20 protein-coding genes and 6 pseudogenes are annotated in these 20,278 nt (G+C 58.3%); 18 read left to right on the top strand and 8 right to left on the bottom strand.

Features of this window, described 5'->3' with window-relative positions:
- From J3489_RS38155 to J3489_RS35410, 4 genes are all read left to right on the top strand, one after another.
- Positions 1–302: MFS transporter (locus J3489_RS38155; protein ID WP_374193520.1), on the top strand; the 302-nt coding region annotated here is incomplete at its 5' end.
- Between the two features lie 14 nt (positions 303–316).
- Complete coding sequence (locus tag J3489_RS35420) at positions 317–604, top strand: hypothetical protein (RefSeq protein ID WP_207005470.1); 288 nt, start codon at positions 317–319, stop codon at positions 602–604.
- 222 nt (positions 605–826) lie between these two features.
- A complete protein-coding gene (locus J3489_RS39040; RefSeq protein WP_207005467.1) occupies positions 827–946 on the top strand; it encodes an FAD-linked oxidase C-terminal domain-containing protein in 120 nt (39 codons plus the stop codon).
- Positions 947–1,053: 107 nt separating this feature from the next.
- Positions 1,054–2,265, top strand: coding sequence for a porin (locus J3489_RS35410; RefSeq protein WP_207005466.1), 1,212 nt, complete (start codon positions 1,054–1,056; stop codon positions 2,263–2,265).
- Positions 2,266–2,501: 236 nt separating this feature from the next.
- Here J3489_RS35410 and J3489_RS35405 read toward each other — a convergent pair whose 3' ends face one another.
- The 4 genes from J3489_RS35405 to J3489_RS35390 form a co-directional block, all read right to left on the bottom strand.
- Positions 2,502–2,801: a hypothetical protein gene (locus J3489_RS35405; RefSeq protein ID WP_207005465.1), complete on the bottom strand. Its 300-nt coding sequence runs from the start codon at positions 2,799–2,801 to the stop codon at positions 2,502–2,504.
- Positions 2,798–3,904, bottom strand: coding sequence for an alkene reductase (locus tag J3489_RS35400; RefSeq protein ID WP_207005464.1), 1,107 nt, complete (start codon positions 3,902–3,904; stop codon positions 2,798–2,800). The genes J3489_RS35405 and J3489_RS35400 overlap by 4 nt, the downstream gene beginning before the upstream one ends.
- Positions 3,905–4,103: 199 nt before the next feature.
- Positions 4,104–4,484, bottom strand: a complete 381-nt coding sequence (locus tag J3489_RS35395; protein ID WP_207005463.1) for an NHL repeat-containing protein — start codon at positions 4,482–4,484, stop codon at positions 4,104–4,106.
- A gap of 55 nt (positions 4,485–4,539) precedes the next feature.
- Positions 4,540–5,400 (bottom strand): SDR family oxidoreductase, encoded by an 861-nt coding sequence (locus J3489_RS35390; protein WP_207005462.1) that lies wholly within the window; start codon positions 5,398–5,400, stop codon positions 4,540–4,542.
- 211 nt (positions 5,401–5,611) lie between these two features.
- Here J3489_RS35390 and J3489_RS35385 point away from each other — a divergent pair, with 211 nt between their 5' ends.
- The 11 genes and pseudogenes from J3489_RS35385 to J3489_RS35335 all read left to right on the top strand — a co-directional run bounded on the left by J3489_RS35385 (position 5,612) and on the right by J3489_RS35335 (position 15,418).
- The gene (locus J3489_RS35385; RefSeq protein WP_207005461.1) at positions 5,612–6,271 is read left to right on the top strand and encodes a CGNR zinc finger domain-containing protein; all 660 of its coding nucleotides are present in this window, start codon (positions 5,612–5,614) and stop codon (positions 6,269–6,271) included.
- Between the two features lie 528 nt (positions 6,272–6,799).
- The gene (locus J3489_RS35380; protein WP_207005460.1) at positions 6,800–6,934 is read left to right on the top strand and encodes a citrate lyase subunit alpha; all 135 of its coding nucleotides are present in this window, start codon (positions 6,800–6,802) and stop codon (positions 6,932–6,934) included.
- A gap of 31 nt (positions 6,935–6,965) precedes the next feature.
- Positions 6,966–7,325: pseudogene (locus tag J3489_RS35375) on the top strand (IS4 family transposase); the annotation flags it as partial.
- A 261-nt stretch (positions 7,326–7,586) separates the two neighbouring features.
- Positions 7,587–9,044, top strand: coding sequence for an aldehyde dehydrogenase family protein (locus tag J3489_RS35370; RefSeq protein ID WP_207005458.1), 1,458 nt, complete (start codon positions 7,587–7,589; stop codon positions 9,042–9,044).
- Between the two features lie 206 nt (positions 9,045–9,250).
- The gene (locus J3489_RS35365; protein ID WP_207005457.1) at positions 9,251–10,963 is read left to right on the top strand and encodes a GMC family oxidoreductase; all 1,713 of its coding nucleotides are present in this window, start codon (positions 9,251–9,253) and stop codon (positions 10,961–10,963) included.
- A gap of 832 nt (positions 10,964–11,795) precedes the next feature.
- Positions 11,796–12,761, top strand: coding sequence for a LysR substrate-binding domain-containing protein (locus J3489_RS35360; protein WP_207005456.1), 966 nt, complete (start codon positions 11,796–11,798; stop codon positions 12,759–12,761).
- A 122-nt stretch (positions 12,762–12,883) separates the two neighbouring features.
- Complete coding sequence (locus J3489_RS35355; protein WP_207005455.1) at positions 12,884–13,192, top strand: transposase family protein; 309 nt, start codon at positions 12,884–12,886, stop codon at positions 13,190–13,192.
- 75 nt (positions 13,193–13,267) lie between these two features.
- A pseudogene (locus J3489_RS35350) lies at positions 13,268–13,369 on the top strand (IS5/IS1182 family transposase); the annotation flags it as partial.
- 227 nt (positions 13,370–13,596) lie between these two features.
- The gene (locus tag J3489_RS35345) at positions 13,597–13,998 is read left to right on the top strand and encodes a DUF1097 domain-containing protein (protein WP_207005454.1); all 402 of its coding nucleotides are present in this window, start codon (positions 13,597–13,599) and stop codon (positions 13,996–13,998) included.
- A 256-nt stretch (positions 13,999–14,254) separates the two neighbouring features.
- Positions 14,255–14,431, top strand: coding sequence for a hypothetical protein (locus tag J3489_RS35340; protein ID WP_207005453.1), 177 nt, complete (start codon positions 14,255–14,257; stop codon positions 14,429–14,431).
- Positions 14,432–14,527: 96 nt separating this feature from the next.
- Positions 14,528–15,418, top strand: coding sequence for a transporter (locus J3489_RS35335; protein ID WP_207005452.1), 891 nt, complete (start codon positions 14,528–14,530; stop codon positions 15,416–15,418).
- A gap of 199 nt (positions 15,419–15,617) precedes the next feature.
- Here J3489_RS35335 and J3489_RS35330 read toward each other — a convergent pair whose 3' ends face one another.
- Positions 15,618–15,884, bottom strand: coding sequence for a hypothetical protein (locus tag J3489_RS35330; protein ID WP_207005451.1), 267 nt, complete (start codon positions 15,882–15,884; stop codon positions 15,618–15,620).
- A 46-nt stretch (positions 15,885–15,930) separates the two neighbouring features.
- On the opposite strand from J3489_RS35330, the gene J3489_RS35325 reads away from it, so the two are divergent.
- The gene (locus tag J3489_RS35325) at positions 15,931–17,148 is read left to right on the top strand and encodes a porin (RefSeq protein ID WP_207005449.1); all 1,218 of its coding nucleotides are present in this window, start codon (positions 15,931–15,933) and stop codon (positions 17,146–17,148) included.
- Between the two features lie 58 nt (positions 17,149–17,206).
- Positions 17,207–17,635: pseudogene (locus J3489_RS35320) on the top strand (IS6 family transposase); the annotation flags it as partial.
- 528 nt (positions 17,636–18,163) lie between these two features.
- Here J3489_RS35320 and J3489_RS38150 read toward each other — a convergent pair.
- A pseudogene (locus J3489_RS38150) lies at positions 18,164–18,457 on the bottom strand (IS110 family transposase); the annotation flags it as partial.
- On the opposite strand from J3489_RS38150, the gene J3489_RS35315 reads away from it, so the two are divergent.
- Positions 18,434–19,408: a LysR family transcriptional regulator gene (locus tag J3489_RS35315; protein ID WP_207005469.1), complete on the top strand. Its 975-nt coding sequence runs from the start codon at positions 18,434–18,436 to the stop codon at positions 19,406–19,408. The pseudogene J3489_RS38150 and the gene J3489_RS35315 overlap by 24 nt on opposite strands.
- A gap of 217 nt (positions 19,409–19,625) precedes the next feature.
- On the opposite strand, the pseudogene J3489_RS35310 reads toward J3489_RS35315, so the two are convergent.
- Positions 19,626–19,739, bottom strand: a pseudogene (locus tag J3489_RS35310) (MBL fold metallo-hydrolase); the annotation flags it as partial.
- Between the two features lie 127 nt (positions 19,740–19,866).
- A pseudogene (locus tag J3489_RS35305) lies at positions 19,867–20,037 on the bottom strand (redoxin domain-containing protein); the annotation flags it as partial.
- Positions 20,038–20,278 lie beyond the last annotated feature (241 nt).

Genomic DNA, 20,278 nt, shown 5'->3' with positions numbered 1-20,278 from the left:
CGGTGTTCTTCGCGAATATGACGCTAAGTGTCTACTGGGGGATTATTAACGATATCGTCGAGCCGGCGCGGATGGGGAGCGTCGGTGGGTTCGTCCACTTCGTTTCGAATATCGCCGGCATTCTCGCGCCGGCAATCACCGGCTTCCTCGTCCAATGGACGAAGCTGTTCCAAAGCGCGTTCTTGCTGAGCGGCGCCGTCGCGCTGGCGGGGGCGCTCGCGGTCGCCTTCTTCGTCCGCTCCGAGCCGCCCATCGCGGGAGTTACGGATGCGCGCGGCGGCTTGGCTGGACGGTCGGCGTGATCGCGATCGCAGCGATGGGCGCGCTCGGCGCCGTTTGGGTAGCGCTGCTGCATAACCTTGGGACGTTCGTCGTCGTCGCCAATGCGGGCAGGCTGCTGCGCATCGACGAGGTCGACCGATTGAGCGCGCAAAAGGGACATACGTCATCGATTGTTTTTTCGCCACTGATGAAGGAGATTCAAATGAGCAAGGGATACCGGGCAACCGCATACCGTGAGACGAGGGACCCGTCGCGGCTCGCAGTGTATGCGCAGCTGGCAGCTGCACGTATCGCTCGCAAGCGCAGCCGCACCTTGGGGTAATCGTTCGAACCGTGCAAAATCTAGCGGTAGTCGCATGTGGAGCGCCTGCAGCAAGGCTCGGCGGCCCCACGGCTTTCGCGCAATCGGGGGATGCGTAACTTCTTGATCGATAAGAATTTTTAGGATCAAACCGCCAGAAAGCACGAAAAAGTACGAACACGCCTGATCAGCACTTTCAGCGTTTTCGCGATCGGGTACGTCACGAGGCCGCTTGGCGGTGTCGTGCCAGCCAGGCAGCCTCGACGATCTGCGGATATCAAGCTGATGCGAGCCATCAAGTCGCTGCTCGATCCGGCCGGCGTACTCAACAACGGCCGAGTGCTTTCGGAAGTCGAAGACTGATATTCATGTCTTGAGGACGGTATTTTAATTTGCACTCTTAACAAAGACGACCGGCGCCACGACCGCCTGTCCGTCAACCACATAAGTAAACGTCAAGGAGACCACAAATGCGAAAATCGCTAGTCGTACTCTCGATCGGCGTGGCTTTGCACGAAGCAGCGCATGCGCAAAGCAGCGTGACACTGTATGGGCTGATCGACAACGGCGTCGAGTACGTCAGCAATGTCAGGGTGTCGCCAGGGACAGGAAAATCGCTGGTCCAACTCGATGCATCAAGCGGCCTGCGAAGTTCGCGATGGGGTCTTCGGGGCGCCGAGGATCTCGGCGGAGGGTTGAAGGCGATCTTCGTACTGGAAAACGGCTTCGATGCGAATAGCGGCCGGCTTGCGCAGGGCGGGGCGGAGTTTGGGCGTCAGGCGTATGTGGGTATAGCGACGCCGTACGGTTCTTTCACGATGGGCCGCCAATACGACAGTGTCGTGGACTTCGTCGGGCCGCTCGGCGTAGCCGATCAATGGGCAAGCCATCGCGGCGCGCATCCCGGCGACCTCGACAACCTCCACAACTCCGTTCGGACCAACAACGCTCTGAAGTACACGAGCGTGAATTACCGCGGATTGACGTTTGGCGGTGTCTATAGCTTCGGCGCTCAGCCCGGGCAATTCACGCGCAACCAGGTGTATTCGCTCGGGATCGGCTACACACGCGGACCCGTTTCCTTGGGGCTAGCGTACCTCAACGTGCGCAACCCGAATGTGTCCTTCTTCGGCGATAACCCTAACGGCGGCGGCGTCGCGGCTAACAACCTCGCCGTCTCGACGAACCCGGTCTTCTCAGGCTACGCCTCGGCGCACGCTTATCAGGTGATCGCCGCGGGCGGCGCATACACGATCGGCGCCGCAGCGCTTGGCGCGACTTATTCCAATACGAAATTCATCGGACTGGGCGATACTGCAACGTCCGGTCCCGATCCGCTTCGCTACACGGGAAGTGCCGTTTTCAACAATGCGGAATTCAGCGTGAGGTACCAGCTGACGCCTGCTCTATTGCTTGGCGCAGCTTACGACTTCACGAAGGGGAGCAGCGTCTCGAGCTCGCTCCCGGGCGTCGCGAATACCGGGGCCAAATATCATCAGTTCGCCCTGGGAGCCGACTACAGTCTTTCCCACCGCACCGACGTCTACCTCCTCGCCATCTATCAGAAAGCGAGCGGTGTCGACTCGAGCGGTCAGCAAGCTGTTGCCAGCATCACGGGTGTCACGGCGGCCGCCAGAAATCACGCCGTGTTAGTCCGTGCAGGCCTGCGAGTTTATTTCTGATTGAAAACGGCGTCTGCTTGCGACATGGCAGCTTGCACACTGCGGATTCAACCGGTGGATCCAACACACTGAAGACTGCGTAAGCAGAAGGAGTGTTGCATCCACCGGTTGAATTCGCAGGCGACGGCGGCCGAGAATGATCGCCCGGTTTTCTTAAACTTGCCGGAATAGGTTTCAAGCGAAACAACGCGGTCACCCTCGGCGATGAACTCGTGCGCCTTAGCAGAAAACCCGACTCAGTCGCCGGAAAGCGGTTTGAGGAGGTTATCCAGAACAGCCTGCGGCCCCTTCCAGGCGCCGCTGTAGTACGGAAAACGCTCCGCCACCGTCCATTCGACCTGGTCATCCAGAAGTGAGAGGGCGGCGGGGACGTCGTTGGAATTTGGAGCGTCGGGCGATTGGAACGTCTCCTCGCCGGCACATCTACACTGTGCGACCTCTGTTGCAATATCCCTCAGGGACCGTGCAAGTCGCCACAAGAAGCGTCCCGGCGGTGCCGCCGTTTGCCACCCCAGCACCGCGTGAACCGTGCTCAAGCAGCGCCAGCTTCCAAGCCGGGATAGTCTGTGTAACCCAGCTCGCCCCCCCCGTACAGTCCGACATCGCGCATTTCGTTATACGGGCCGCTACGTGCGATTCGGGCCGGCAGATCAGGGTTTGCAAGAAACATCCGTCCAAACGCGACTGCATGAACGTCGCCATCGTCCACGAGTTTGCTTGCGCCTTCCGGCGTGATGCCGCCATTGGCGATGATCGGCCCGTGATAATACGGCTTCACGATCTTAAGGAGTTCAGGAAGGTCCGGAGCCCCGGCCCAGGCATTGATATCGCAAATGTGCGCGTACGCGACGCCGAATTCCTGCAATATTCGCGAAACGTGGCTGTACGTCTCCGAAGGATTCGGATCTCTGACGTTGTTGTATCCGGCCGTCGGGGCAATGCGCACGCCTACCTTGCTCGTTGGCACGACTGTGCTGATGGCGTCAAGGACATCGCCGAGAATTCGGGTTCGGTTTTCCGGAGAACCGCCGTAATCGTCCGTTCGGATGTTGGTGGTAGCCGAGAAGAACTGGTGCAGGAGATAGCCGTTCGCAGCATGCACCTCAACGCCGTCGAATCCAGCGTCGATCGCATTTTTCGCCGCAACACGGTACTCCTCGATCGTTTCCTGAATCTCGACTTCCGTCATGGCTCGAGACGGTGTCGCCGCAATGCGCACGTAGTTCCCGTTTTTCAACAGACCGTATACCTGTAACGCATCGAGATCGTCATTTACGCCCGAAGGAGAAAGAGGTTGTTCTCCCGAAAGCAGTCCGTCTGCACCTACCCTGCCACAGTGCCACAGCTGCAGGATCATGCGTCCGCCAGCCTTGTGAACCGCTTCTGTAACGCCCCTCCACCCGGCAACCTGCTCTTCCGTCCAGATCCCCGGCGCGTACTCGAAAGCGCAGGACCGAGGGCTGATGTTGGTAGCCTCCGTAATGATCAGACCCGCGCTTGCTCGTTGCTTGTAGTACTTCGCGTTCATTGGGACGGGGACTCCCCCCTGTCCGGCCCGACAGCGCGTTAGCGGCGACATGATAATCCGGTTCGGTGATTCCAGATCACCGAACGTTGCGGTTTCAAACAACGATTGCATTTATGCTCTCCTGCTCTAAGTTTAAGAAACCCGACCAATATTGATCGAAATGAAGTTAGTTTTTGCGTTTCAGAGTCGGTTGACTCGCATGCCGATTGCATCTTGGGAATCAAGATCAGCGACTGAGCATTAATTCCCGGGCTCGATATCAAAACTCCTTCAAACTTTCCCGTCGCCGGTCTGTAACGGACCACGCCGTTCAGTCCGGACGAGTAAAAGCCTCCGTCGGGGCAAACGTGATGCCGTGCGGCTTCTGCCTGACCCGCCGCCCATCGGCATCCACCCCGACGTCAAAAACTCGCTTCAGCGTGCCGGTACGCCCGTCATACTCTCTAACCGTCGCCATCGCGTGAGGCGAATTGAAGGGAAACTCGCTGCCGGAAAACAGGTCACCGTTCGGTCCTACCTCGGTGTCGGTTGGGCTCAAACCGGCATCGACGACATTGAACGTCGTGACTAAGGATCCGTCCTCCCTGAACCGTAGAATGGTGTTTTGCCCCTCGCCCGTCTGAGGGTCGATTCCGCTCGCGAGGTAGATGTGCCCAATAGCTGACTCGGCGAGGCCTCGCGGAAATTTCACGTACTTCCCGGGGACGAACTCGGCAGGGTGGCGCCGCCGATCCGGCATGGATTGCTCAGACGACTTTCGCGAGATGACCTAAGCCGAGCGCCTCGACGACACTTGCCTGCACGAGCGCCGTCTGCGCGTTCACGGTATCACAACCGAACGCCGCGCCGACCACGGTGCGCGCAGGGCGGCTGCCCTTGGGCAGCGCCACGAGTTTGGCGATTGCCTCGGCGACGTCGTGGGGATTGGGAGCGTCGGGGGATTGGAACGTTGTCATGAAGTGCTTGAAAATGGCACTTGGAATCTCTCCCACCGTCCCGTAGGCCGCGACCCGATCGGTATCGGCGGGCTGCTGAACGTTCTCGTAAAACGCTGTGGGATAGGCGCCGGGCTGCACCAGGACGACATCGATGCCGAGTTGCGAGACCTCATAGCGGAGGCTGTCGGTAAGTGCCTCAACTGCGAACTTGCTCGCGCCGTAGATGCCGAAGCAGGGGAGCGTCACGCGGCCCACGATCGAGCCAATGTTGACGATCAATCCCTCGCCTTGTCCGCGCATCGCGGTCAATACCGCGCGGGCGGTACGCAGCACGCCCACAACGTTGGTGTCGAGCACGATCTTCGCCTGTTCAGACGTGAAGGCCTCGGTGACCCCGGCCGACCCGATCCCGGCATTGTTGACGAGGACGTCGATACGCTTCGTGCGCTTCAGCACCTCCTGCAGGCCCTGGTCGACCGAGGCATCGTTGCTGACATCGAGCTCGACGACGCCGATGCTCTGTTTGCGGAGCGCCTCCGCGTGAGGCCGGTTCTTCCCTTGCGGATCTCGCATTGAGGCGAACACGGTATGGCCGGCGCGAGCCAAGGTTTCCGCCGTGTCGCGGCCGAAGCCGGTGCTGGCGCCAGTGATCAGAATCGTCTTAGACATAATTGGGTTCCTTCTGGGGATGGGCTGCGGATTAGGAGACGCGGTTTTAAGCGCTGCGGAATGCGAGCGCTATTGCGATCTCCTTGGTGGCCGCGTGTGTAGTAACCTGTTAAGAACGTTAAATGAGGTTAGGTAACTTGTCAATATGAAATTATCGGGTTATGCTGGATGAAACTCCGGAACTGACCGGAAGTTGATTTGGAGACCCTTGATGGCTGAGCAGCGGCCCACAGCCTTTTTCATCGGCGACGATCTTGCGCTCGATTTTCTCAACAGCGTCGCCGCGCCATGGGGGCAAGAGATCGAATGGCTCGCGAACGGAAGCGACCTCGTCGCCTGGCTGGAACAGGCTCACGCCGTGCCCGCAAGCGTGGTGGCGCAATTTCGCGAGGACACCGACTTCCGCACGCTTGATTCCGTGGCATCCCAAGCACGCCAGTTACGCGAGTGGTTCCGCGCGTTCGTCAGCGATCATGCTGGCAAGCCGCTCGATCCAGCGGTTCTGAACGAGCTGGCACCAATCAACCAGCTGCTTGGGCGTGATGAGTCCTATCGGCAGATCGCGCCGGCATCGCCCTCGGACGTGGAAGCGACCGAGGGCGACAGGCACGGCACATTACGCTGGCAACGCAGGCGTCACTGGAGGACGCCCGAAGCGCTGTTGCTGCCGATCACGGAAGCGATGGGGGACCTCGTTTGCCATAAAGACTTCACTTTCGTCCGCAGATGCGGGAACTGCACTTTGTGGTTCTACGACCTGAGCAAGAGCCATGCGCGGCGTTGGTGCAGCATGGCGGTCTGCGGCAATCGAGCGAAAGCCGCAGCACATCGGGCCCGAGTGCGGAAGCGCCTTCGGGCTGCTCAGACTTAGAAACTGCCCACAATGGGCAGACTCGATGGACGGGCAGCACCGCGCGGAACATACAGCTTCCTCGGTGGTGTGCTCACGCCCCAGCGCTTCGTTCCGGTGGAGGAAACGGCCAAGCGGCTGCTCCTCGATTTATGTCCGTAGTTTCTGAGGAGCTTCTCGGTGCTTTATGCCAGTAGGACGTGACGACCGTACCCTGGACTCTCAGAAAAAGGCAGAAGCCCGTTGTGCGGACTTGATGGATGTATTGAATGAAAGATTAGCTGATCGAGCGTTTTGTAGGCGGCAACTCTTTTTCGATGCCCGATATCCGGGGGTGGAGCAGGCTGAGCGCGAATTTCTATCGTAAGCGCCAAAGTTATATACATTTGCCAGAATTATTTTGAAATGTCGCAGTCGGCGCCGTTTCTGGATACCGGAACGGTCCTAACGTTGCGACGACGGCCCCCAAAATCGTTATCCGACGCCGTCATCTACAACTTGATGCGACTGAATGCCGCCCGGGAACTGTGATAGAAACTCGCGCCCAGCTTGATCCACCCCCGTGTACGCGATGGCGCCACCCTGTCGTTTCATCATCATCTGCGCAACGGCGACCACATTCTGGATATGGTGCTCGAGGTCGCCGCGGAAATGGGACTTATCAGCCCCGCGATCATCGTCTGAAGCAGTTGCTCGCGCTTTTCCAGATGAATCTGCGCTGCATTTGCGCAGGATCAAGCGGCTTGAGTGTGCCCTGGCGCTGTTTCTGGTGGTGGCTTGGCGCATCGCTTATGTGGTGCGCATGGGCCGCAGCTGCCCCGATCTGGATGCCGAATTGTTCTTCGATGCCGATGAGGTTCGCGGCGCGTATTTGCTCACTGACGTCAAGCGGCCCGCCAAGTCTAAGCTCAACGACGTGCTGCGCTTGCACGCGCGCCTGGGCGGTTTACTCGGCCGCAAAGGCGACGGCGAGCCCGGCGCGAAAGCCATCTGGCTCGGGCTCAAAGAGGTTCATGTTGCTGCCAAGACTTTGCAGGCGTTACGCGCCGGCGGTAGCACCGGGAATTGTGTATAAGCCGATGCGTTATAGCGCGCGCTTATACCCGGTAGTGACCAATCGTCTTTCCGTTTGCATGCAGGCCACACATATACTCATTTCAAAGGCTGTCACGTTGCTCTGCATGTGGCCGCCCACTATGAAAAAGTTGGAGACATTTACCAGAGGCGGGTGGATTCCACGACGTGCTGGACATCGTGCGAGCCGGCTAGCCGGGCAGCATGGCATACAAGCTTGGCACGGCGGAAGCGTTCGCCGAGAAACTCAAGGACGTAACCAATGCCGACATCTCAAGCCGCAATCGAAGGCGTCAAGCTCTACTTTAGCAAGCCTTACATGCTCACAATCAACGGTGAACTGTTGAGCGCACCAAACACTTTTGACGTGTTTAACCCTGCTGACAATACGGTGCTCGCGCATGCCCCCGAGGCTTCTGCCGAGCAGATGGAAGCGGCTATCCAGGCCGCGAAGAAGGCGTTTCCCTCGTGGGCTGCGCTGAGCTGGGGCAAGCGCTGCGAGTACATCACGCGTTATGCTGACGCGCTCGAAGCGAACAAGGAAGACCTCATTACACTTCTGACGCTGGAGCAGGGGAAGCCGCGCCATACCATGGCAACTAGCGAGGTCGAAGCTTCCATATATTGGGTTCGCGAAGTAGCGAAGCGCAAGATTCCGGTGGAAGTACTCGAGGATACGGAGCAGCACACTGTTGAAGTTCACCACACACCCCTCGGCGTAGTGGGCGCAATCACGCCATGGAACTATCCGGTTCTGTTGGGCCTTTGGAAGGTCGCGCCGTGTCTGATTACCGGCAACACGATGGTGCTGAAGCCGTCACCGTACACGCCGCTGACGTCGCTGCGCTTCGGCGAAATTGCGCAGAGGGTCCTGCCGGCGGGCGTCTTGAACGTCGTTTCGGGTGGAAATGAACTGGGTCAAATCATGACCGAGCACCCGGACATTGCAAAAATCAGCTTTACAGGGTCCACCGCCACGGGCAAGAAGGTCATGGCGAGTGGCTCAAGCAATCTGAAGCGCGTGACACTCGAACTCGGTGGCAACGACGCCGCCATCGTGCTAGCAGACACCGACTACAAGTCGATTGTTCCAACGCTCTTCTGGGCAGCCTTCGGTAACTCGGGCCAGTGGTGTATCGCGGTCAAGCGCCTCTACGTTCATTCCAGTATTCACGCTGACTTCGTTCGTGAATTCGTCGCATATGCGAAAACGAAGAAGGTGGGCGACGGCATGAATGTCGGTACCGACCTTGGTCCCATCCAGAACCGCATGCAGTACAACAAGCTGGTCGAGCTGTTCGACGATGTGAAGAACAACGACTACCGGGTACCCCTGGGCGGCACCATCGACCGCACCCTTGCAGGGAACTTCGTCCCTGTGACCATCGTTGACAATCCGCCGGAATCGAGCCGGATTGTTCAGGAAGAACCCTTTGGGCCTATCCTGCCAATCATCGCGTTCGATGATGTCGACGACGTTGTGCGACGTGCCAACGCAAGTCCATTTGGCCTTGGTGGCTCTGTCTGGGGCGGCGACCGCGATGCGGCGATCGCAGTCGCTAACCGGCTCGAAACTGGGACTGTCTGGGTGAATGAAATCCATATTCACGGCATCGACATCCCGTTCGGCGGTCACAAACAATCCGGCATGGGCGTCGAGAACGGACATGAGGGTCTGTGCGAGTTCACGAACACCAAGACACTCATGCTGAAAAAGTAGTCGTCGATGCCAGGTTCCGCTTCTAACCTAGACGGCTCTTCAAACACCTAACAGAAGAGGGGCGATGGCTGCATGGTCGACCCCTTAACTCACCGTGGCGCAATGCCACGGGGCGACCTGTCGCGCGCGAGTTACGCGGCGACCATCCGGTTGACTGCTTACCTGCCAGCAGCCGTATCAGATAAAGCAATAAAGAGGAGACTGAAATGGATTCGGGAAACCAGTACAAGGACGCTGAAGCCGTGCACGCATATAAAGCGCGCAAGATTGGCCGTCGCGAGTTTCTTTCGCGCATGGCCGCCGCTGGGATATCGGTTGGCTTGGCGAACTCGTTGTCCCTCGTGTTCTCGAACGACGTGTTCGCGAATTCGACGAAAGACGTCCCTGCTCCGACAGGTGGTTTCGACTATATTGTCCTGGGCGCAGGGTCGTCCGGTGCCACGGTCGCCGCGAAACTGGCACAACTCTCGGACGCTACTGTCCTCGTGCTGGAGGCGGGTGGCACCGACCAGTTGCCAGAAATTCAGAACCCCCTCTTTTGGACCAAGACGCTTGGGTTGTCCTTCGTAAAACATTTTCCGACCACGCATCAGGCGCATGCAAACAGGCGGGTTATCGACTGGCCGCGCGCATACGCCTTGGGCGGCAACAGCGACGTCAACGCGATGATTTTCGCCCGTGGGCATCGTCACGACTTTGATTCCTGGGCAGCGGCCGGCTGCACCGGTTGGGATTTCGCTTCCGTGCTGAAAGCGTACAAGGCGCTCGAGGATTGGGAGGGTGGGGCAAGCGAGTTGCGTGGCGCGGGCGGTCCGCTTCGTGTCACTCAGCCCGCGCCCGGATTGCGACATCCGGGGGCAGCAGCTTTCATTCAGTCGGCCGTCGACCTCGGGCATCCGGCGAATCCGGACTTCAACGGCGAACGGATGGAGGGGCCAGCTTGGGTCAATATGACTATCAGCGGCGGCACGCGTCAATCGACAGGACTGGCATTTCTGAAACCTGCAATGGCTCGCAAGAATCTGACCGTGCTGACGGACGCGCCGGCAACGCAGCTCGTCATGGAGGGCACGCGGTGCGTCGGCGTCAAATACTTGCACAATGGCCAACCAACGGTGATTCGTGCGAACAGGGAAGTTGTTGTCTCCGCAGGCAGCATCGAATCTCCCAAGCTTCTGTTGCTGTCAGGAATCGGTCCGGAGCAGGACCTCAAGCGTGTCGGTATCACGCCGAAGGTCGCGTTGCCTGGAGTTGGACAGAACCTGCAGGACCACATTCTCGGGGCTGGCGTGAACTATGAGGCGAAGGAGCCGGTTCCGGTATCGCACTACAACCATTCCGAAGTTTACATGTGGGCACGTACGGACTCGAAGCAGCCTACGCCGAACATCAACACGTTGTACGTCAGCCTCCCGTTCTCCACCCCTGAGCTGAACGTGAAGGCAAAAAACGGGTACTCGATTCTGAGCGGTGTGATGCAACCAACCTCGCGCGGAACGATTGCATTGAAGTCGGGTGACTTCCGCGACCGACCTATCATCAACCCCAACTACCTTTCGACAAAGTCCGATGTCGACGCATTTATGCACGCGACGGAACTTGCACGGGAAATCGGTGCGGGTAATGCGTTTTCGGACATCCGCAAGGGGGAACTGTTGCCAGGTCCCCGTGTGAAATCGCGAGATGACATGCATCAGTTCCTGCGGCAGTCATGCTCGACCTTTTTTCATCCGACCAGCACGTGCAAGATGGGAACCGACGAAACTGCGGTAGTTGACCCGGCGTTACGCGTTCATGGAGTGCAAGGATTGCGCGTCGTCGACGCGTCCATCATGCCCAACATCACGACAGGCAATACGAACGCTCCTGCCATCATGATCGGCTGGCGAGCCGCTGAAATCATCCTCGCCCAGGCATAGCCGAGCGCTCGCGCCGAAAGGGCATAGGTTGAGTCTATGCCAGATGGAGACAATCGGTATTTGTACGGCTTTGTCAAGTTGGCGGAGAAAGGTAGAGTGTTTTCATAAGGTAAGGAATCTTAATCGAGTACTGCGGGTGGGCGATTGGTGGATCGTCCACTGGCGCCAGGCTGCTAAGCGATGGATCAAGGCTGTCCGGTGACTACCGGCATTCATTCGATGTCGAGGTGACGCGAAGTGCTGCCGGATCGGACCGGAGCTGAAAGCGAACGCCTGGGTGAGCCTGGGATCATGAAAGCCGCGCATGCGGCGTTCGCGCTCGGCAATTTCGTATCTATGTGATACGAAATTTATATCGTTACGAACGAATCACTCAACGGGCAGACTCTTCCGCATTCCGCACGCGCATCCTTGGTCGCTAACGAAAGATCCCTTGCCGATTGGCCGAAGCAACGTCCCGCTTGCATCGGTTTCAAAGCGGGGGGTCAACAACGCGCCTAACAAGAGAAGGTCGTCTCCCGTTAGCGCTATACCAAATTCGGACAAGGCGTTGATGCTGATACGCTCCGATAGCTATGGCGCTGCCGTCGGAAGGTGCGCCTGGCGGCACGGACTTACAGAACCGCCTCGGCACTTTTCGATAAGCCCGTTCGTAGGGACAGCGCCGTTCGGCTCCGTGCCACCTATCAACAGGCTGATAGCGCTCGCAGCCGATAACTTACGCGCTCGTGAGCCATTTCCGCTCGTACCCGCAAGACCCAATACATAGCTAGGTGGGATAGAGGGGTACCCTACATCCATAAATCCGTCGATACCGACTTAGGAATGTCAAATGGATGTCCGCCAATTGAAATATTTTGTGACCATCGTGGACTCAGGCAGCCTTTCAAAGGCCGCCGAAAGGCTGTTCGTGGCACAGCCTTCTCTGAGCCAGCAGATACTGAACCTCGAATCTGAACTGAAGGCACAGTTGCTTATCAGAAGTCCGCAGGGCGTGGCGCCGACAGAAGCTGGCAAGGCACTTTACAGGCTGTCTCGCGATGTCCTTCGCCGGATGGACCAAATCCGTCAAGAAGTGCAGGAAGGTGGTGGAAGCGAGTCCGGAACGGTTGTCATGGGATTTCCGGCTACCATCGCGTCTGTCCTTGCGACACCGCTGTTCCAGCGGGTTCGTCGGAAGTACCCTGGCATCCGGTTGCAGATTTTCGAGAGCATGAGCGGCTACATCGCCGAGCTCCTTGCTCAAGGCCGCCTCGACCTCGCCATCCTGTTCCGCGATACTGAGAGCCTCGGTGTATCGGTCCATCCGCTCTTTGACGAAGACCTCTATGTTGTCGGGCATCGTGTACCAAACCTCGGTGCTGATGATGCACTTTGCCCACTCCAATTTCTCGGCAACGTACCAATGGTCGTTCCGGGCCCTGCAAACGGTCTGCGGCTGCTCATCGAGCGCACGTTTTCCAGGGCCGACATTGACCTAAATATCGTCGCGGACATCGATTCCCTACCCACGATGCTCGCTATTGCCGAGTCGGGCGTCGCATGCACGGTGCTTCCTGCATCGGCATTTGCGCGTCGGCACTTCTACAAACGACCGCCAATCAGAAAGATTGTCGACCCTGGTATGAATCGTCCGGTGAGTTTGTGCTGGAACAACTCAGTGCCCACGGTTGCGGCAACGCAAGTCGTTCGGTCGATCATGATTGAACTCATCGCCGAACTTCGAGGTGCTGGCGAATGGGAGGGGATTACGCTTCGCCAGCCTGCGGCTGAGTCGACGTCCGACAATACTAGCTAGAAGCCAATAGAAAAAAAGGTTCCTCACGGATTCGCGGGAAGGCGAGGTCAAAAGGAAAGTGGTGACAGAAGGGATAGACTGGTTGTGCGACCAATCAGCTTCTCCCGACCACCACCGCTTTCATGGCCGATCATAAGTTCGAACTCCCGTTCTGGGAAGGCTTCACCGTCGCGAAAAGCCAGCGCGAGCCCGGCGCGACGCGCATTACCCTGGTTCCCCATGAGAAACAGGCAGCGTACTGCTCGGGCTGCGGCTCAAGTAGCGAGCGCGTGCACGAGCACGGCTGGCGCACGATCCGCGACCTGCCGATCCTGGGCGACGCGGTCTGGCTGCGGGTGCGTCTGCGCCGGGTACGGTGCGTGGCGTGCGGGCCGCGCACCGAGCGGGTGAGCTGGATCGGGCGCCACGCGCGGATCATTAAGAAGATCTAACGAAATGAGTCGATAGGGCTCTTAACTCTGATCTGACTCTGTTAACCTCTTCGTTGTTTCGTTGACGAGGAGGATATGGCTAAACCGATACTTGATGACGAACTGTGGTCACTCATACAACCGCTTTTGCCGCCGCCGAAACCACGCCGAGCGCGACACCCAGGGCGCAAGCCGCTGGACGCGGCTGAACTGCTCTAACGATACTACATTTTGCATCTCCGACGTCGGCTTCAATGGGTGAATCACCTCTTTGTAAACCCTGACATAGATCGACGCTATACCGGGTAGTAAAGAGTCATCTTTCCTCGCAATAGAACGCCGACCATATACTCAGGCGAAAAGCACGTGTGACCGTGCGGAAGAGAAATGCACGCGCGGGAGCGTGAATTCTGGAGACAATCAAGTTGCCTATCTATGCTTATGCGCTTTCCGACGCAGTCGTCGCTTCCATTACGGCTTGGGGCTTCCTGCAATTTCCTGGGTTATTGATTTGGTGCGCATTCAATGGCTGGGCTGGCTTCCTGCATTCCGGCGGCGATTTGAAGGTTTTGCCTTCGACAATCTGCGGTCTAGTATTTGGCGCTTTCATGGCATGGCCTGTTGCATTGATCGTCGTCAGCCAAAGTATTCCTTTGAAGTTACCGTTGGCCGCCGCCGTTGTTGCAGTCTTCACCCCGGTGATGATCTTGGCCTCTAGTATCTCTCTTTTGAAGGTTACCCCGCTACGTTCTACAGCTTTGCGACGCTTACCTGGCGCAAACACCTGGAAAGTTCTCGATGGAGATCATTACCTCAGCCAGCTTTGAGAACGTGATCATTGTTGTTCCGGTTTCGTTGATCGTTGGAACGCTGCTAGGTTTAACTAAGACCCAATTTGCAACTCGGCTAATGGCTTCTCCTATTGCAGAGGCATAACAGGTTGTCGAAAGGCCGTTTTTAGAACGTCGGTGAAAAACCTATGGCGTTATGGATCAGGCGGATCTTGCGTGATTCTCCTCAACTTAGGTGATCATCAATTGCATTGTGGGTTATAGAAACGTATTAATAAGGATACCTATAAAAATGAATGCGACTTCGCAAGAAGGTGTGGTTAAGCACCGGCTGGAGCATAAACATCAGTTGAGCATTGACGGAGAATTGGTTGATAGGGCCACAAAGCTTTCCGGAATGGGTGTTGAAAACGGTCGTGGTGGATCAGAAGGTTTCTGCAACAGCAAGACCTACATGTTTAAGAAGTAACGGCAATGGCTGCCAAGCCAAGACAGGGCGTGTCATTTCAAGGTAATGAAAATCTTCGGTACGGTCTCGCCCCGATTTCATCCACAGTTTTGTCAAATGAAAATCAAATCTATACTCAAGCCGCTTGCGGCTATCCTCGCCTGTTTCGCGCTGTTTGCTGCCATGCCTGCTCGCGCTATTGACATTGATGCTGGTGACTATGAGGCGGCGCCTCCAGGAACCAACGTTGGTCTGCTATATCTCCAGCACGCTTCTCGTAATGCTCTTTACTCTGGCGGCAACAAAATTGCCGGTAACAACGATCTGGACTCCGATGTCGGCATCCTCCGCGGGGTACATTTCACCGAAATTGGCGGTATGACCGCTGATCCGCAGATTCTGATTCCGTTTGGCCGGCTAGCTGCCAAGGGTGACCTGGCGGGGTCACTTGGTAGCACCAATGGTATCGGCGACATCATCCTGGCTGCCACTTTCTGGGTTCAAAACGATCCGGCCAGCAAGGTCTACACCGGTATCACGCCGTACCTTTTTCTCCCGTCCGGTTCCTACGATCACGACAAGGCTCTGAATCTTGGGGAGAATCGTTGGAAGTACGACCTTCAGGTTGCCCACGTTCGTCGTCTCGGCGAAAACTTCTCCTTGGATCTGGTGGGCGACGTCATGGTGTTCGGCAACAACAATGATTTTGGTGCGACGAGCGCCACGCTCAAGCAGAAGCCTTTATTCCAGGCACAAGCGTTTCTGCGTTATCACCTGTCCCCAACTGCTGATCTGCGCCTTCTGGCCTCTTATGTTACAGGCGGTGAAACCAACGTGAACGGCATTAATCAGAACGACCGTCAATCCACCACCAAGTTCGCGGTGGGCAGTTCGTTCTTCGTCGGGCCGAAGACTCAAATCATCGGCATGTTAGGTCGGGACGCACATGTCAGGAATGGTTTCAAGGAAGAATTCCGCGCCAATATACGCATCCTCCATTTGTTTTAAAGCACTCGGCAAAAATTTGTAGGAGTAGGGATGCCAGTCAGCCCGCACTCGCTCCACAGATCAGCACGTGCGGCATTACCGCATACGGCTCCTGCCTTGGGTCGTGATGACCAGACGTTGATTGGGGTAAGGGTGGCAAATGCGAAAAGGAGGCAACTAGTGTTGGACCAAACCGCGGGTTTGACCGGTGCACGGAGACTTACATGAATATCAAAATGCAAAAGCTGATGTCGATCAGTGTCGCAGCGATGTTGTTCGCAACGAAATGGGCGATGGTGTGATCGACCTGAAGAGTATCCGATGCCTGATCGAGAACGCCGGCTACAGCGGCATGATCGAGGTTGAGATCTTCTCGAGGGATCACTGGTGGAAGATAACGCCAGAGAGCAGGTGTTAGAGAGCTGCGCCGAACGTCTGCATGTCTTGGCGAGCGACTGCACATCGCCGTGAGGTGCCGCAGAAGCATTGGGTATCGAGATTTTTCCACGATGACAAGACAATAAGGAGTGCATATGAAAAGATTCGAAAAAAGATTGAAACTGGCGTGCGCCGTTCCCGCGACGTTGCTGGCAATGCCGGTATTTGGTCAGAGCAGCGTGACCTTGTACGGTAATGTCGATACTGGCTTCGGCTATCAGAGCAGCCAGACGTCGCTCGGCTCAACTTCGGGCGGCCACTCGGCCGTCAAGATGATCAACGGTGTGTGGGCAGGCAGCCGCTTCGGCCTGAAGGGCGCCGAAGACCTCGGCGGTCACACGAAGGCGATCTTCCAGCTGGAAGAGGGCTTCAACAGCGCAACGGGCGCCCAGTCGACATCGGGTCTCGCGTTCAACCGCCAGGCGTTCGTCGGCGTGACGAACCCGACTTACGGTTCGCTCACGGCGGGCCGGCAGTACGCCTCGTATTACCAGTTCCTGTCGCCGTATAGCCCTGCCACGTGGCTGACGGGCTTCTACGGCGCGCACCCAGGCGACCTCGACGGCCTCGACACGATCTACCGCGCGAACAGCGCGATCGAGTACATGTCGCCGTCGCTGTATGGCTTCAAGGTCAGCGGCTCGTACTCGTTCGGCGGCGTCGCGGGCAGCGTGAACCGCGGTTCGACGTGGAGCACGGCGGTCCAGTACCAGAACGGTCCGATCGGTCTCGCGATCGGCTTCTCGCGGATCAACAACTCGACGCTCGGCGGCGGCACATTCGGCGCGGATTCGACGACGTCGAACGCGGGCGGGCAGGCCGGTGTGTCGGCCGTGACCAACGGCTACCGCACGGCGCAGGCGCAGCAGCGCTTCGCAGTGGGCGCGGGCTACCAGATCGGCGGAGGCTTCGACATCACCGCGACGTACTCGAACGTCCAGTACATCCCGGGCATCGGCTCGTCGTTCACCGATACGGCAATCTTCAACACGGGCGGCATCGTGCTGCACTGGAAGGCGAAGGCATGGGACTTCGCGGCGGGCTACAGCTACACGCGCGCGACGAAAGCGAACGGCATCACGAGCAGCGCCCAGTATCAGCAGTTCAACCTGTCCGAGTACTACGCGCTGTCCAAGCGCACGGGCCTCTACGCATTGCAGGCCTATCAGCGCGCAAACGGCAAGACGCTGGGCAACAATGGCGGCAGCCAGGTCATCAACGCAACGGCAACGATCGGCGACGGCTTCCAGACGACGCCTTCGTCGTCGCGCAGCATGTTCGCGGCAGGTGTGGGTATCGTGCATCGTTTCTGAAGGCTATCGCCAGCAGTGGTACTGTCACGTTGGCGGGGTTGTCGCGTAGCATAGCGCGATGAAGAAAACGAAATCGCTTTATCACGGCCACCGGTTCCCGGCGGTGATCATCAGCCACGCAGTCCGGTGGTACTTCCGGTTCCAGCTCGGCCTGCGCGAAATTGAAGAACTGCTGTTCAAGCGCGGCGTGATCGTCAGCTACGAGACGATCCGCCGCTAGTGCGACAAATTTGGCGCGGGCTTCGCGCATCGCGTCAAGGCAGCTCGCCGCAAGCCAGGCAGCACGTGGCACCTCGACGAAGTGTTTGCGATAAAGCGAGGCGAGCCAATCGTGCTGTGGCGCGCCGTCGATCAGCACGGGGCCGAGCTCGACATCTTGCTGCAGAAGCGTCGCGACAAGGCTGCCGCGAAGCGTTTCTTCAAACAGGTACTCGCCGCGTGTCGCGACGGGCCGCGCAGGATCGTCGCCGACCAGCTGCGCAGCTATCTATAAGGAGCTCCCATTTCTTGCAAGCTGGGTTAATAGGGCATATGTCGAATCCTGTGTTGCCGGCGCGTGCGCGGAAGCACGAGGGCAGGCGAGCCAGACTGCAAACCTATAAACTGCCTGCTTGGGCGCTGTGGTTTGTGCGCCCGAGCCCGGATAGTAACCGCACAGCGGGACTCCATTCCGGCGACGGCGGATACAGGAACTGTAGCGCCTGATAGCTGCCCGAATTCGCCCGCTGTCGGTCGGACCTGTCGCTATCCCTGCGTGATGCGTGATGCGTGATGCGTGCTGCGACTGGGAAGTCAATTCATGGGTTGACCACGGTCGCTACGACGGCAGATGCGGTAATTCGGCCGACGCCACACATGGCCATACAGCGCTGCGCCTGTTGATCGTGACTGGCGTGTTCGGTGATCTGGCGGTCTAGCCAGCCGATTTGCTCATCCGGCGCCTGCCATTGGGCCCAGCCATGCATTAGCGCCTGGCGGGCCATACCGGCGAGTTCGTTACTGCCGTCCTCAACACGGTCTTGACCGGCACGAAGCGCATGTGTGGGCGGCTGGCTGCCTCGCAGATCGCTTCAGCATCGTGGGCGTCATTTTTGACGCCAGAGCCACCTTTGCGGTAAGGAGCGGCGAATTGCGGGGGAATCAGCCGCACGCCGTGCCCGAGACCGTGGAGCTTGCGAGCCCAATAGCGCGCAGCGCTGCACGCTTCCATCGCCACCAGGCAGGGGGCAAGGTTGGCAAACCAGCTCATGAAGTGCCCACGCGCAATGGCCTTACGTACCACAACATGTTCGCTAGCATCGACCGCGTGGGTCGTCGTGTGATCAACGAGGCGTCACTGACCCGCGCGGTCGACACGCTATTTGTGACGCAATCCGCGATTTCCAAGCGCATCCAGCGGCTTGAGGAACTGCCGGGCGTCGAGCTATTCGACCGCAACACGAAACCCCCGCGACCGACCGCCCTCGCGAACAGGGTCTATGAGCAGGCGGTGCCGCTGTTGCGAGCGTTCGAACATTTGCTCGATCTCGCGCGCGAGGATGCCACGCCGTCCGGGACGTTGCGCCTCGGTTTGCCGCACGTGGTGGCGGACGTCGTGCTGTTCGATGCGGTGATGGTCATGAAAGAGCAATTCCCGGCGCTCGTGGTGAGGTCGCATGCCCAGTGGAGTTTGGAGCTGCAGCGCATGGTGGAAAGCGGCTCGCTGGACGTGGCGGTGTTGATGCTCCCGCCGCGCGCATCTCTGCCGGACGAACTGATCGCCCGTCAGGTCGCTACGTTCGAAGTGAAGGTCATGCAAAGCGCGGTGAGGCCGCTCGTTAAACGTAAGGCAACAATCAGGTCGCTCGCGGGCCACGACTGGATACTTAGTCCCGACGGATGCGGTTACCGAGCGGCCCTCGTGCGTGCAATAGGTGACGCCGGCGGGCGCTTGCGGGTGAGTGCCGATACCTACGCAACCAATACGAAGTTGCGGCTCGTCGCTGCCGGCCTCGGTCTAGGCCTCGTGCCGCTCGACATGCCACATACGAGCGCATGGCGCGATAAGCTAAGCGTGGTGGATGTCAGCGACTTCGCGCTGTCGCTCGATCTATGGCTCGTTTTCCCGCAGTACTTGGGCAATCTGACACGCGCCGCCGAGGCGCTAGCGCAATCCATCTCCGCGTTTTTTAGACCTGTCAGCACCGCGATTTCGGGCGCGACCGTCGTCACAAAATGCGAACGGGCCCAGCAACAAGCAGAAAAACCGGCAAGCAGCTGACCCGCTATTTACTTATAGGCGTCAGAACGCGCGGCTGACGCCGAACAGCTCCGGCGGACCGCCACCATGAAGAATCTCCAATTCTTCAACGCGCCGCATGCCGGGTTCCTCTTCATGCCCGCTGTCGGCGACAGCGGCCGGTGGTATCGGACTTCGGCATGTACAGTCAAACCTTCCTGCTCGCGCTAGCGGCGCGCGGCCTTGCCGGCATCCCCCCTCGCGGCACCTGGTCATACACAGGGTCGATCAGCAGCGCCTCACCGCTTTCGGTGTCGCCGAGAAGATAGGTATAGGTGGAAGATGCGGGGTCGAATAGCTGGCGAAAGAGCATCGCGGACCTCTCAGCTAAAGATGGCACGGCAAACCTCACGGGCCGCCGTGCGAGGGTTTGACCCAGCTGCCGGATGGTACGCAGGTAACGGCTCGATCGTCTTGAAGCCGGGGAACGATTGCTCGGCCGGTTCGATCCTGGCCATGCAGCCCAGTTCAGTGATGCAGACTGGTGTGAAATCCTTGGGGTGTGAGAACAAGATGGTCCATTGGTCTCCAATGCAGGCATGGAAATCAATGATGCCCCGCGTGGTGTGCGCGGTGAAATTGGGCGCGACGTCGTTGATTCGAAGCGACATGTTACCGTCCTGTGAAGCGGTTGGCTAAGCGGGAGGCCTGAATCAGGCCCGTCTGAAGTGTCCACCCCAGGTCCGAAAACGTCAGTGATAAAAATCACCAAGCTTTCAGAGATTGATGAATTTCTTCATGGCGGCCGCGAGCAACCTCCTCGAGTTAAGCCGAAACGTCACAGCGCTGAGCGAGATGGTCCGCATCGTGCGCTGCGACGCTCGGATTCAGTTCGCCCCCGGCCTGATCTTC

Origin of the sequence: Trinickia mobilis (assembly GCF_017315705.1) — a bacterium.
GTDB lineage: Bacteria > Pseudomonadota > Gammaproteobacteria > Burkholderiales > Burkholderiaceae > Trinickia_A > Trinickia_A mobilis.
Note: the sequence above shows the minus strand (reverse complement) of the source record. Positions and strands in the feature narration are given on the sequence as shown.

Bases quoted from the DNA above. Each gene is read 5' to 3' on its own strand.
- J3489_RS35420 (WP_207005470.1), top strand. From the start codon at position 317: ATGGGCGCGCTCGGCGCCGTTTGGGTAGCGCTGCTGCATAACCTTGGG.
- J3489_RS35410 (WP_207005466.1), top strand. From the start codon at position 1,054: ATGCGAAAATCGCTAGTCGTACTCTCGATCGGCGTGGCTTTGCACGAA.
- J3489_RS35400 (WP_207005464.1), bottom strand. From the start codon at position 3,904: ATGCAATCGTTGTTTGAAACCGCAACGTTCGGTGATCTGGAATCACCG.
- J3489_RS35390 (WP_207005462.1), bottom strand. From the start codon at position 5,400: ATGTCTAAGACGATTCTGATCACTGGCGCCAGCACCGGCTTCGGCCGC.
- J3489_RS35385 (WP_207005461.1), top strand. From the start codon at position 5,612: ATGGCTGAGCAGCGGCCCACAGCCTTTTTCATCGGCGACGATCTTGCG.
- J3489_RS35370 (WP_207005458.1), top strand. From the start codon at position 7,587: ATGCCGACATCTCAAGCCGCAATCGAAGGCGTCAAGCTCTACTTTAGC.
- J3489_RS35365 (WP_207005457.1), top strand. From the start codon at position 9,251: ATGGATTCGGGAAACCAGTACAAGGACGCTGAAGCCGTGCACGCATAT.
- J3489_RS35360 (WP_207005456.1), top strand. From the start codon at position 11,796: ATGGATGTCCGCCAATTGAAATATTTTGTGACCATCGTGGACTCAGGC.
- J3489_RS35355 (WP_207005455.1), top strand. From the start codon at position 12,884: ATGGCCGATCATAAGTTCGAACTCCCGTTCTGGGAAGGCTTCACCGTC.
- J3489_RS35340 (WP_207005453.1), top strand. From the start codon at position 14,255: ATGAATGCGACTTCGCAAGAAGGTGTGGTTAAGCACCGGCTGGAGCAT.
- J3489_RS35335 (WP_207005452.1), top strand. From the start codon at position 14,528: ATGAAAATCAAATCTATACTCAAGCCGCTTGCGGCTATCCTCGCCTGT.
- J3489_RS35330 (WP_207005451.1), bottom strand. From the start codon at position 15,884: ATGCTTCTGCGGCACCTCACGGCGATGTGCAGTCGCTCGCCAAGACAT.
- J3489_RS35325 (WP_207005449.1), top strand. From the start codon at position 15,931: ATGAAAAGATTCGAAAAAAGATTGAAACTGGCGTGCGCCGTTCCCGCG.
- J3489_RS35315 (WP_207005469.1), top strand. From the start codon at position 18,434: ATGTTCGCTAGCATCGACCGCGTGGGTCGTCGTGTGATCAACGAGGCG.